At 57.7% G+C, this 13099-nt stretch carries 10 protein-coding genes; 4 read left to right on the top strand and 6 right to left on the bottom strand.

Features of this window, described 5'->3' with window-relative positions; translation table 11 throughout:
• Positions 1-57: 57 nt before the first annotated feature.
• The 4 genes from ACR0IK_RS11045 to ACR0IK_RS11030 form a co-directional block, all read right to left on the bottom strand.
• A complete protein-coding gene (locus tag ACR0IK_RS11045) occupies positions 58-1845 on the bottom strand; it encodes an ABC transporter ATP-binding protein (protein WP_480641522.1) in 1788 nt (595 codons plus the stop codon).
• Positions 1846-2129: 284 nt separating this feature from the next.
• Entirely contained in the window at positions 2130-2831 is a 702-nt protein-coding gene (locus tag ACR0IK_RS11040) for a response regulator transcription factor (protein ID WP_480594843.1), read from the bottom strand.
• Positions 2831-4726: a PAS-domain containing protein gene (locus tag ACR0IK_RS11035; protein WP_480641521.1), complete on the bottom strand. Its 1896-nt coding sequence runs from the start codon at positions 4724-4726 to the stop codon at positions 2831-2833. The genes ACR0IK_RS11040 and ACR0IK_RS11035 overlap by 1 nt, the downstream gene beginning before the upstream one ends.
• A 75-nt stretch (positions 4727-4801) precedes the next feature.
• Complete coding sequence (locus ACR0IK_RS11030; protein WP_480641520.1) at positions 4802-6334, bottom strand: sulfatase-like hydrolase/transferase; 1533 nt, start codon at positions 6332-6334, stop codon at positions 4802-4804.
• A 275-nt stretch (positions 6335-6609) separates the two neighbouring features.
• Between ACR0IK_RS11030 and ACR0IK_RS11025 the strand changes: the two genes are divergently transcribed.
• From ACR0IK_RS11025 to ACR0IK_RS11010, 4 genes are read left to right on the top strand one after another with little or no spacing between them, the layout of a single operon-like run.
• A complete protein-coding gene (locus ACR0IK_RS11025) occupies positions 6610-7722 on the top strand; it encodes an MlaE family lipid ABC transporter permease subunit (protein WP_480641519.1) in 1113 nt (370 codons plus the stop codon).
• A gap of 1 nt (position 7723) precedes the next feature.
• Positions 7724-8530 (top strand): ABC transporter ATP-binding protein, encoded by an 807-nt coding sequence (locus ACR0IK_RS11020; protein ID WP_480641518.1) that lies wholly within the window; start codon positions 7724-7726, stop codon positions 8528-8530.
• A gap of 14 nt (positions 8531-8544) precedes the next feature.
• Positions 8545-9861 carry an MlaD family protein gene (locus tag ACR0IK_RS11015; RefSeq protein ID WP_480641517.1) on the top strand — a complete coding sequence of 439 codons (1317 nt, stop codon included), beginning with the start codon at positions 8545-8547 and terminating at the stop codon, positions 9859-9861.
• Positions 9858-10508: an ABC-type transport auxiliary lipoprotein family protein gene (locus ACR0IK_RS11010; RefSeq protein WP_480594832.1), complete on the top strand. Its 651-nt coding sequence runs from the start codon at positions 9858-9860 to the stop codon at positions 10506-10508. The genes ACR0IK_RS11015 and ACR0IK_RS11010 overlap by 4 nt, the downstream gene beginning before the upstream one ends.
• A gap of 48 nt (positions 10509-10556) precedes the next feature.
• Here the strand turns inward: ACR0IK_RS11010 and ACR0IK_RS11005 are convergent, their stop codons facing one another.
• Together ACR0IK_RS11005 and ACR0IK_RS11000 are read right to left on the bottom strand one after the other, a co-directional pair.
• Positions 10557-12542, bottom strand: a complete 1986-nt coding sequence (locus ACR0IK_RS11005) for a vWA domain-containing protein (protein ID WP_480641515.1) — start codon at positions 12540-12542, stop codon at positions 10557-10559.
• A complete protein-coding gene (locus ACR0IK_RS11000) occupies positions 12539-13078 on the bottom strand; it encodes an RNA polymerase sigma factor (protein WP_480594830.1) in 540 nt (179 codons plus the stop codon). Before ACR0IK_RS11000 ends, ACR0IK_RS11005 begins: the two co-directional genes overlap by 4 nt.
• Positions 13079-13099 lie beyond the last annotated feature (21 nt).

Below are 13099 nucleotides of genomic sequence, written 5' to 3'. Positions count from 1 at the left end.
CTCTACAATCGGTACAGGCCTTGCATCTGCCGACCGCGTCGCCCTGACGCCCAAACGCTATTGCGGAGAGGTTACCCTTTCGGACACCGGTTGTTTGAACTGATGGTCGAACAACTGACGGAACACCCCGTCCTTCTCGATCAGGGTTTCAAGATTGCCTTCTTCAAGGACTTCGCCCTCCTGAATGACGACGATTTTGTCCGCCTCGAGCACGGTCGACAGCCGGTGGGCGATAACAATGGTCGTTACATTCTCGGTCAGCCTGTCCAAAGCCTTTTTTACAAGCGTCTCGGATTCCGCATCGAGGGCACTGGTGGCTTCGTCCAGCAACAGGATTTCCGATTTGCGCAGAATTGCGCGGGCGATGGCGAGCCGCTGTTTTTGTCCCCCGGACAAAAACGCACCATTCTCTCCGACCGGCGTATCGTAGCCATATTCCAACTTGCTGATGAAGTCATGCGCATGGGCAGCACGTGCTGCCTCCATCACTTCTTCATTGGTGGCATCCGGGCGCGCAAACCTCAGATTATCCAAAACCGAGGCCGAGAACAAAAAAGTTTCCTGGCCGACATAAGATATCTTCTGACGCAGTGAGGCAAAAGTCACGCCCTGCAAGTCCTGATCATCAATCTCGACAGTCCCGGAATCGGGGTCGTAAAACCGCATGATCAAACCGAAGATCGTCGATTTGCCACCGCCGGACTGGCCGACCAGAGCCGTTGTCTTACCGGCTTCAAAGGTCAGGTTCATATTCGAAATGACCGGCGTGCCCCCCTTATATCCGAAAGTAAGGTCCTTAAGACGGATTTCACCCGGCCCCGTAACCAGGGTTTTGGCATCGGGGCTTTCCCGCATGGGGTCTTCTTCGTCCAGAAGTTCGAACATCATGCTGATCGGAACCAGCGTGGTCTCGATGACTACGCGCATCTTCGACAGGCGTTTTGCCGGCTCGTAAGCCATCAGCAAAGCCGTAATAAATGACATCAACTGACCAGCCGAGGTTGGCTCGCTGTCTCCGAAGCCGATTGTGCTTATTACCAGAATACCCGCGATCGCTAGACCCGCCAGAAACTCCATCAAGGGGCTGGCGATCGACTGCAGCTTGGAAATCGAATTCGCCCGTTCCTCGACCGACCTGATCGCCCCGTTCATGCGGTTCGTCATATGGTTTTCAAGGCCAAAAACCTTGATGATTGTGATCCCGCCCGACGTTTCCTGAAGAACCCTTATGATTTCAGACAATGCCATCATCTCGGATTGCATGATCGCTTTCACACGTTTCAACAACATGCGCACGCTGACCAACGCAACCGGGCCAACGACGAAAAACAGCACTGAAAGCATTGGCTGCTGGTAGATCATGACGAATACCAAACCAACCAGGGTCAGCAAGTCACGAACAAAGCTTGTCACGACGACGTCTACCAGCCTTCTGGCCGCCTGCGCACCCTGCGTAACCCGCAGCAACAGCCCCGAGGATTCATTACGTGAGAAAAAGCCGACACCGCGTTTTATCAGCCTTGCGTAGAGACGTTCTTGCTGAACAGCAATAATGCGGTTGCCTGCGCGCGCCAGAAAGATCGACTGAATGTACGAAGCTAGCGCCTTGCCAAGAAACAGTCCAATAACGGCGGCGGCGATCAGTGCGACCTTGGATCGCATTTCAGGCTCGGTCATCGCGTTGACAATGTTTTCCATCATCCACGCGGTACCCGCCGTTGTTCCGGCGACCCCAACCATGGCCACCATCGCGATCCCGTACAGCCAGCCCTGATTTCGGAGACTTTCGAACAGCAAGCGGCCAATATTACTAGACTTCCAATTGGCCCAGGTTCTTTTGATCATTCTATTCTCCAAAACCTTCAGCGGTTCCGATACCTGCCAGCGTCGCGGTCTTACCTTGTTCCCAAGCTGCGCCGTTGAGGCGACGATTGAACGCGGTGTTGTTAGTTATGCGCGACCGCGCCAAGAATCCATAGGCAGCGCGCAGATATTGAGGTCGATGTGTCCCGGTTGACATCAGGTGCAACCCTTGTTGGTTCAGTTCGCGTATAACAATATGTAATTGCTTGCCTATTTCATTATTATGACAACAATGGCGACCTTCCGTCCAAACCCTGATCGGCGTTTTATTGCCACTCGACATCCCCTAGAAAAATATATCCTGCCCCATAGATCGTCTTGATAAGGCGCGGATTTTTAGGGTCTTCGCCCAGTTTCGTCCGAAGCCGGGATATACGCACATCCATGGCCCGGTCGAAACTCTCACCTGCAGCACCGCCCAGAGCTTCCTGCATCTGAGCCCGGCTAATCAGCCGTTTGGGGCTTTCCAGAAACAACCGCAAAACCTCGCCTTCCGCGTGGCTAAACGGTATTTCTGTTCCGCTACCATCCTCAAGAACGTAACGATCAAAATACGCGGTCCAGCCATTGAAAATCGCCACATCCGACTGCGACACCTGCGTTCTCGGGGAACGCAGCCTTGCCCGGATACGGGCGACGACCTCGGCAGGATCAAACGGTTTGGTGATGTAATCATCAGCCCCAAGTTCCAGCCCGGTAACGCGATCCTGCACCTGCGCCCGACCCGAGATAATGATCACCGCCGCCCCTTGTTCCAGCGCCAGCCGGTGAACAAGCGCCAGGCCGTCGGTGTCAGGCAAAGAAAGATCGACAAGGCAAACGTCCGGCGTCACGCGTTTCAGCGCAGCTTCGAATTCTCGCGCGCGGGCGAAGCTCTGAGTGCGGAAACCCGCCTCTTCCAGCGCGTCAGTCAGAACGCGCCGGATTTCGGGCTCGTCATCTACAATCGTGACCAGTGGTTGTGTCATCAGGCAGCCTCGGTTCGGATCAGGGCGGACAGTTGCGCTCGGGTAAAGGGCTTGCTCAGCACGGGTGCCAGTGTCAGGGCCTGCCGGTGCAGCGGGTCGGAATGGGGCAATGAAGTCATCAGAATGCACGGCAAAGCGGGTTTAAGCTGTGCCAACAAATCCAGACCGGTCCCCTGCCCTTCCAGCCGAATATCCGACAACACAAACACGATATCGTCGATATCCGCCGTCAGCGCCAGCGCTTCGTCAACAGATGTTGCCTCGATCACCGAGAACCCAAGTTCGACCAGCATATCCCGGAATTGCCAGCGCAGATCGTCATTGTCTTCGACCAGCAGCACTAAACCTTCCTGTATCGGCGGCGCCGGACGATAGGGCAAACGCATGGCCACTGTTGCGCCCGAAGGAGTATTGCGGAGGTTCAGGTCGCCACCGGCAAGTTTCACGGTGTCATAAACCATGGGCAGACCCAAGCCCGATCCCTTGCTGCCTTTGGTGGTAAAGAACGGATTCAGCGCTTTTTCCAATCCTTCTTGGGAAAAACCCGAGCCGGTATCCGAGACCGCGATCTCGATCCAAATGTCGCCGATCTTATGAGCACTGATGGTGATCTGACCGAACCCTCCGCAAGCGTCGCGTGCGTTCAGAACCAAGTTCAGCAGCGCGTCCTGTACCATCCCCGGGTCCAGCATCAGCGCCTCGTCGGGCAGGGTGTTGACCACCGACAACCCGACACCGCGTGGCAGGGAGGGCGAGGCCAGAACACGCAGGTCCTCCAGCAGGCCACGCATATCGGTTGCTTTTGGCTGAAAGGTGCGGTTACCGGTCATGTCCGCAATCCTGTTCAGCAACTGACCACCGCGGCGGGCGGTTTGCTGGGTGGCGGACACCAACTCATGTGCCTCGGCGGAAAGGTCCATCTTTTCCAGCCTCGACTGCATTCCCAGAATGATCGTCAGCAGGTTTGAAAAATCATGCGCCAACCCGCTGGTCATCTGCGCCGCCATGGCCCGGCGCCGGGTCTGCTGCAAGGCAACACGCGCCTGGGTTTCCTCAGTGATATCGACCGACATCACATAGACTCCGCCCTCGCCATCCGGAGAAAACGACACGCGGATGCGGCGGGAATCCTGATCTTCGGTAAATTCGAACACCGAGGCTTCGCCGCCATAGGCCTTTTGCAGATGCGGTTCTACACGCAGGAAGGCCGCAGCGCCCAAGGCATTGGAAATATGCATACCCAGAATTTCAGACGGGCGGCCCGGCATAACCGAGCTGAGACGCCGGTTCGAATAGTCATACCGCCCATCCGGATCCAGATGGGCAATATGGGCCGGCATCATCTCGGTGGTCATGCGCGTGCGGGCTTCGATCTCGGTCAGCTGGCGCTTGGCCTCTTCCAGCGCGGCGTTGGTGGCGGCGAGTTTTCGGTTGGTAGCAGAAAGCTCTTCGGCCCTGTCCAGCAACTGACCCGACAATTCCTCGGACCGGGCCCGCAACAGGGCCTCGGCTTGTTTGGTGTTGGTGATATCGGTGTAGACCGAAACCCAACCGCCTTTGGGCAGCGGCGCTCCTTCGACCGAAATCACCCGCCCGTCGGCCCGAACACGTTCCATGTAGTGCGGCTCAAAGGTCAGCGCTTGTTGGACCCGCAATTCCACGGCGGCTTCGACGTCTGCATCCGTGCCGTATTCGCCACGCGCTGCCAGATAGCGGATCGTGTCCCGGAACTGCGCCCCGGGTCGGACCAGTTCATCCGGCAAATCGAACATCACCTGAAACGGTCGGTTACTGACAACCAGCCGCAACTGGCTGTCGTAGATCGACAGCGCCTGCCCGATCAGGTTCAGACCGGCGGTCGTCATCTCTTTTACGTGCTGTTCGGTAATGTCCAAATTCGCCCTCCCCTCAAGACATGCGTAACATTGGATTTGTCACAGGTGTAGGGGGGACGGACGCGACAGATTGGGTCAATATCGCGGTTTGGTCTTCGCCCCGTCCGAGGTCAGGGAACATAGGGACAGCGTGTGATCCATGTTACGCATCCGATGCCGCAGCATCATCCGACCCAGGCGCGCCAGGTCCGTGGCATAGTCGGGGTTTTTCGCAACGTTCTCCATTTCGCCTTTGCCCTGATGGTCGAACAGGAGCGGCGGCAAATCCGCGGCGAACTCGACCAGCGTAAACCGCTCATCCCGCAAGATGCCCAGACACGAGTCGCTGTTACTGGTACCCAGCTGCTGTTGCCACAAGCTCGGTTTTTCGGGGGCCGAGAAATCCAGTTCGCTAAACGAATAGCTGCGCCAATCCTCCGGGACCTCTCCTTGCAGCAAAGGCATCAGGGACCGCCCATCCATCGCGTTCGGAATCGGCAGTCCCGCCCAGTCGAGTATGGTAGGAGTAATGTCGATGGACTCTGTCGGCGCGGTCACCACGGTTCCCGCCTGATCCTGATTGCCAGGCATCCGGATGAATAGCGGCGTGTGATAGGCCGCGTCATAAACCGTCATCTTGCCCCAGGTGTGGCGATCGCCCAGCATCTCTCCGTGGTCGGCGGTGATCACGACAAGGGTGTCGTCATATTGACCGGTGTCCTTAAGGAATTGGATGACACGGCCGACATGATAATCCACCTCGGTCGCCAGCCCCAGATAGACCGAGCGCAACATCCGCGCGTTTTCGGGCGTCGGGTCCAGGGTATCAAACCCTTCGACGAAGTCTTTCGCTGATTGCTTCTCTATCGCGGGACCAAAGAAAGGATGCATCGCGCTTTCGTCGGCCACATTTGCAAACCCGGTCGGCAGGGGCAAAGACCCTGGATCGTACATATCATTGTATGGGGACGGCGCGACCAGAGGCGGATGTGGCCGGATATAGGTCAGATGAGCGAACCAGTTCTGATCGTTGAACGGCGCCATGTTGCTCAGGAACGCATCGGTCAGAAAGGCTGTGTCGCTGTCTTCGGCCCGATATAGGGCAGGATCGTTCAGGCGCGGCGCACCACCGTTTGGAGAAACCGGCTTGTAGACATCCCAGTATTTCTCGAACTCGTACCCCTTCTGCATCAGGTACGACTGCCAGGGATAGGACTCCTCCAACCGCATTTCGATGACTTCGTGAAATCCTGCCATAGGGTTTTCATAGGACTTCAGGATCGGGTCGCCCGGATCGAAGGCTCGCGGATCGGCAGAGGTATCAGTATAGCCGAACAGCATGGGCAGGTATCCGGCCTTACGCATCTCGCTCGCGATGCTTGGCGTATCGTGCCGAAGGGGAGTGCCGTTGCGAATTGACCTGTGGTTCATTGCGTATTGACCGGTCAGGATCGAGGCGCGCGACGGGCCGCAGGGGTTGGTCACCGAAAAGTGCCGGTCAAAGGTTACGGCCTCATTCATGAACGCGCGCAGGTTCGGCAGATCGACATGGGCCGCAAGGGTTCCGTTCAAACAATCTGCCCGCAACTGGTCAATGATGATGAACAGGACTTTTCCGGGTTTGTGCATGTGACCTAACCTGATTCCACCGAAGCATTTCAGGTGTGATCTTTGTCGCGGTTCCCCCGTTCGGGCAACCAGTTCCTGATGCGGGGTTTTGATCAGGCATAAAAAACTCAACTTAAACGAAAAGCAGGCTTGATATATGCGATCAGTCGCGCCGAGGCCCGGTCGATCCGAAACTGTCACACTACTGCTATTGTGCGGCGACAAATCCCGGTGAGGCGCAAAAATCCGTTGCAGGACAACGCGGTTTCACATCACATATCGCCATGACGCAGCCCATGATACATTCGGATCACGACGCCGACGGCGTCTGCTTGCGTATTTCGGGCGAAATGCTGACCCAATCTCTGGAAAAGGTGGAGCAGGCGTTCGCAGCGTTTAGGCCGCAGGTTGGCAAGGTCACCTTTGACCTGTCCATGGTCGAGGCTCTTGATACAGGTGGGGCCTGGCTGATTGCCGACCTGGCGCGCCGGGTGCGCACCGTCGGGGCCGAGGTCAAGTATGAAGGGCTAAGCCCCGCGCATTCCGCGCTACTTGATACCGTAGCAAAAAACATACCCGACGATCCGGGTATCGAGGCCGAACACGGTAGCTTTGTTGATTGGGTCGCAAGCATTGGTGAGCGCACGGTCGGTGCATGGAAAGACACGCTCTCGATGCTTGGTTTCCTGGGACTGACGCTGCATCGCCTTGTCCGCACCATTTTCATGCCATGGCGGCTGCGTCGGGCGGCGCTGGTGTCGCAGATGGAAGAAGTCGGGTTCAAGGCGATCCCAATTGTGGCCCTGATGGGGTTTCTGATCGGCGTCGTGCTGGCATTTCAGGGCGCCACCCAGCTGAAACAATTCGGGGCCGAGATTTTTGTTGTCGAACTGATCTCGATCTCGGTGCTGCGTGAACTGGGCATTCTGCTGACGGCCATCATCGTTGCAGGCCGGTCCGGGTCGGCCTTCACCGCATCGATCGGCTCGATGAAGGTGCAGGAAGAGATCGACGCCATGCGCACGCTGGGTCTGGACCCGATCGAAGTGCTGGTGATCCCGCGGGTCGTTGCCCTGCTGATCATGCTGCCGATCCTTGGTTTTATTGCCGATATGGCTGCCCTTTTGGGTGGCGGCTTGATGAGCTGGATCGATCTTGACATCAGCCCCGGCATGTTCGTGACCCGTTTGAAGGAAAGCACAGGTATCTGGCACTTTGCCATCGGCATGATCAAGGCCCCGTTCTTTGCGCTGGTAATCGGCGTTATCGCCTGCTGGCAGGCGATGCAGGTCAAGGGATCGGCCCAGAGCGTCGGCCAGAGAACAACCGCCTCGGTGGTTCAAGCCATCTTCTTGGTCATCGCGTTAGACGCACTGTTCTCGATCTTTTTCTCGGTGCTGGACGTCTGACATGGACGGGACCGTGCTGGAACAGACCTCGGACACCAACGCCCAGCGTGAGGCGGTAATCCGCGTCCGCAACCTGACCAATCGGTTCGGGCCACAGGTGGTGCATCAGAACCTCAACCTGAATGTCTGGCGCGGCGAGGTGCTGGGTATCGTCGGCGGGTCGGGCACCGGTAAATCGGTGCTGCTGCGGACGATTGTCGGGCTGAACAAACCTGCTGCCGGCAGTATCGAGGTGCTGGGCGTCGATGTGCTGAACGGCCCCGAAGAGGAGCGTCGACGCATTGAAAAACGCTGGGGTGTTGCCTTTCAGGACGGCGCGCTGTTTTCCTCGCTGACCGTTTTGCAGAACGTCATGGCGCCGCTGCGCGAGCATACCGGGATCAGCGAAAAGCTAATGCAGGCCTTGGGCAGCCTGAAGATCAGCCTTGTTGGCCTGCCCCAACTGAGCTGTGGCAAATTTCCTTCGGAACTTTCCGGCGGTATGCGCAAACGCGCAGCCCTGGCCCGCGCTTTGGCGCTGGACCCCGAGATCGTTTTTCTGGACGAACCCACTGCCGGGTTGGACCCGATTGGGGCTGCGGCCTATGACGAGTTGATCGGTGAATTGCAGCACGCCCTGGGATTAACCGTTTTCATGGTCACTCATGATCTGGACAGCCTTTACGCGATTTGTGACCGCATCGCGGTTCTTGCGGAAAAACGCGTTCTGGTTGAAGGACCGATTGAAGATATGACCAAAGTCGATCATCCTTGGGTGCAGGAATACTTCACCGGCCCCCGGGCGCGCGCGGCGCAAGAGAAGGGGTAGGACAGGTAGAGACCATGGAAACCCGAGCGAACTATATCCTGATCGGCGCCTTCACCCTTGCGGGTATTCTGGGCGCATTTGGCTTTTTCCTGTGGCTTGCGAAATTCGAGGTATCGCGGCAATACGCCTATTATGACGTGCTGTTCGACAATGTCTCGGGCCTGTCGGCTGCAGGTGGCGTCAGCTACAACGGACTACCGGTCGGGCAGGTGACCTCTCTGCAACTGGACGACACGGATCCGTCAAAAGTGCGGGTCAAACTCGAGGTCGACGCTGATATCCCTGTGACCGAGGATACAATCGCACAACTGCAATCACTGGGCGTGACTGGCGTCAGCTATGTAGAACTGACCGGAGGGTCATCCACCGGCACCAAATTGCCGGAAAACAGCGTGATTAAAAGCAAGCGCAGCGCAATCCAGTCCTTGTTCGAAGGCGCACCCAAGGTTCTGGACGAGGCCGTCACCCTACTTGAAAACCTCAATGCCGTGGTCGATGACAAAAACCGCAAATCGGTCAGTGACATTCTGGACAACGTCGCTTCGGCGTCGGGCAAACTGAACAAGACCCTTACAGATTTCGAGAACCTGTCATCGGATCTGGGCGGCGCGGCCAAGAAGCTTGGCGATTTTACAGATCGGCTGGACGAGTTGGCCGACACTGCCGAAAGCACTCTGACGGCGGGCACAGATACACTGAACAGCGTGAAAACGGCCTCGGAAACGGCCACAGCGGCTTTGGACAGTGCCAAGACCACTATCCAAACTGCCGACCGTGTCATTCAGCAGGATATCCGCCCGCTGATCGAACGGGTGACGACTTTGGCCGAAAACCTGAACGGCCTGTCGGGTGAGGCTGACGTGGCCCTGGCAACGATCTCGGAAACCTTCCTGAACGCCAACAAGACACTGGGGTCGATTACCGGTGCGATGGAGACTGCAAAAGGTACTCTGACCTCGGCAGAACGCGCATTCGACTCGGCCAACGAGGTCATAAACGAAGATATCGGCACGGTGATGAACGACATCCGCACGGCTGCGAACGAAGTGTCCTCGACCGTGAAAAACGTCACCGAACGGCTGGACGATATCTCGAACGATATCCTGAGCGCGTCCCAATCCGCCTCAGAGCTTTTGGGCACCATTGACGGTATCGTGCAGGCCAACCGCCGCCAGCTGTCGGACTTTCTGCGGGTCGGTCTGCCGCAGTTCACGCGTTTTGTAGAAGAATCACAGCGACTGGTCATCAGCCTGGACCGGCTGGTGGACAAGGTCGAGCGTGATCCAGCGCGCTTCCTACTTGGAACCCAGGCATCGGAGTTTCGTCAATGATCAGGCTTTTTATTGTGGTTTTTGCCCTTGTGTCGCTGGGGGGGTGCACAGGTTTGGAGACGCTCCGGCAAGCCTCCAAGCCAAACGACCTTTACCTGCTGACGCCTAAAAGCACGTTTTCTGCCTCGCTGCCGCGCATACAAAGGCAGATTGTTGTACAGGAGCCAACCGCCACCGCAGCAGTCAACACCGACCAGATCGCTATCCAACCCACGCCGTTGCAGGTTCAGTACCTGCCGCGCGCACGCTGGGTGGATCGTGCCCCGCTGATCGTTCAGGCGCTGCTGGTCGAAAGCTATGAAAACAGCGGCAAAGTCGCTGCAGTTGGCCGATCAACTGTCGGACTGCGTGCGGATTACGTCATCGTACCTGACCTGCGGGAATTTCAAGGAATAGTAATCAGCGATGCTAACGGCAACCAAACCATCAGGGTGGAAGTGCGTATCAACATTAAGATCATTGACGAGTTTGAAGACAAGATAATCGCCTCGAACTCGTTCCAGGAATACGTGATCGCGGCCAGCGATCAGACACCGGATCTGGTTAAGGCTTTTGATGAGGCTCTGGGCAAAACCATGCGGGATGCAGTGGAATGGAGCGTGCGTAGAATCAACACCCACACCGCCAACACTCCACGACAATTCTAGGGTCCGGCGAACGGGGCGCTGACGGACGCCAGCGCCTCGTGGCTAGTGTTATTGCACCAGCGTTTCGGCCAGGCGCATCAGGGTAACGGCCTCGGCCCGGTAGCCGAACGGATCTTGATCTTTGGCTCCATTAGCCAGCGCGATCGCATCCTCGTAAGACCAACCACCCAGATACTCCCCGCCACGCAGCAGCTGGCCAAAACCCGCGATGGCATATGAGAACCGGACATCCCCGGACACCTGTCCCTGCCCCGACAGGATGGGTTCCTCAATCAACTGACTTTCGGTCGCACCGGGCCGTTTGTAACGCATCTTGAAGAACCCGATTTCGTCGGTCCCATCGGCTGCCGGTTGTTCGGCATAGCGCAACGGACCATTTCGGATTGCATCCGAGCCGACGGGCGTTACCTCGTAGATCGCGGTCACGGTATGGCCAGCGCCGATATCCCCCGCATCCACCTTGTCGTTGGAAAAATCCTCGCGCCGCAGGGCACGGGTTTCGTATCCGATCAGGCGATACTCGGCGATTTGCGCGGGATTAAATTCGACCTGAATCTTGACGTCATTGGCAATCGGGAACAGGGCTCCGGTCAACTGATCTACCAGCACTTTACGCGCCTCACCCAGTGTATCGATATAAGCCGCCTGCCCGTTGCCGTTCTGCGCCAGAGCCTGCATGGTCGCGTCGTCCAGATTGCCGCGACCAAAACCCAGAACACTCAGAAAGGTGCCACTGTCGCGTTTACGGGCAATAAAATCCTTCAGGGCCTCGGGGTCCGACAAGCCGACATTGAAATCCCCATCGGTGGCCAGAACGACGCGGGTTACTTCACCATCTTCAGCCATGCCTTCCGCCACCTGATAGGCTTGTTGCAACCCGGCCTGTCCAGCCGTCGAACCACCCGCCTCCAACTGATCCAGCGCTGACAGGATTTGGTTTTTCTCCGACGCCGCTGTCGGCTCCAACACCTGTCCGGCGCTGCCCGCATAGGTGACGATCGAAACCTGATCCTCGGGCCGCAGTTCCGACAGCAACAGCCGGAAGGATTGTTTCAGCAACGGCAGTTTGTTCGCGTTGTGCATCGACCCGGAGGTGTCGATCAAAAAGACCAGGTTCAGCGGCGGGCGGTTCTCAATCTGCGGAAGCGCGCCCTGAATGCCAATATGGACCAGTTGTGTACCGTCGTTCCAAGGCGTTGGTGAAACGGTTATGGTCGGCCGGAACGGCGCGTCTCCTTCGGGGGCGGGGTAGCTGTACGGGAAGTAGTTCACCATCTCTTCCACCCGCACCGCATCTTTCTGCGGCAACTGGCCGTGCATCAGCGACGACCGGACAATCGAGTAAGAGGCCGTATCAACGTCAATCGAGAAGGTCGACACCGGGTCTTCCGCCGTGACTTTCAGCGGGTTGGTATCGGCATTGGCGAAAACTTCGGTATTCTGTTCGGGGGCTACATAACGATCATCCTGAACAGGCGAAGGCGCAATTGACGTTGTGCCGCCGAACAATCCCGCACTCGCCATAGGCTCTGCGGTGGCACCCAAACCATTCGCTTTCCGTTTGATTAAGTCTTGGGGAAGCGGTAGTGCCGGAGTAGCTTCATCAATCACCGCTGGCGTATCAAAAACTGGTTCCGCCAGGCCGTCCTGCAAAAGATCGCTTTCGACCGCTACTTCCTGATCCGCTTCCGCCGTTTGAACCGGCGCTTCGGCCCGGCGGCTTTCGGTCCAAGAAGTCGGGTTCACCACATAATCCCGTGTCTGCGGCAGGATCACAATCAGAGCCACAGCGGCGACGGCGGTTGTCGCGGTCAAAGCACCGCGATGCGAGAGGGCATTCAACATGGATTTCGCTCCTTCTGTCACGCGGGCTATCAGGCCTCGCTTGACAGTCGGACGCATGGCGTCGCGCGATCCTTGGGCGCGGGTAAAAGTTTTTTTCGCCTGTTCCATATTTTCCGCCCGCCGCCGCGCGTCCGGCGTGGGCGTAGCGGCATGTATCAGCGTTTTGAGGTTTTCTAGATCATCTGTCATTGAGCCAGCTCCTCTTGCCGCAGTGCTCGCAGGCGCTTGCGGATGTCCGACATGCGCCAGGACACAGTGCCCTCGGACACGCCCAGCACTTCGGCGGCTTCGGCATGGGTCATCTCATCTTCCAGCGTCAGGGCCAGCGTATCCTGCAGGTCCTGCGGCAGCGATCGCATGGCCCGCTGCAGCCAATCGACGGCTTCGGCGGTTTCCGCAGCCTCGGCCCGGCGCATCTGTTCGACATCGCCCCACCCTGCAGCAGCACGACTGTGGCTGGCCTGACGGCGACGCGCGTCCTCGGCGGCGTTCACGACGACCCTGTAAAGCCAGGTGGTAAATTTGGCCTGTGCACGGAATCCGGCAATCTTGGCGGGCAGGGCCGCGCAGATATCCTGCGTTAGATCCTCTGCCTGATCGGCACGCCCGGCAAGGCGAAAGGACAGGCGAAAAATCCGGTCGTAATGCCGCGCCAACAGGGCAGCAAACGCGTCAGCGTCCCCTTTTGTTGCGGCTTTGGCCAAATCCTCGTCCGAAGTTGTCATGCGCATCACGATGGGTAAGAC

The sequence above is a fragment of the Ruegeria sp. BF7 genome (assembly GCF_056538605.1).
This window is presented reverse-complemented; position numbering and strand designations above follow the sequence as displayed.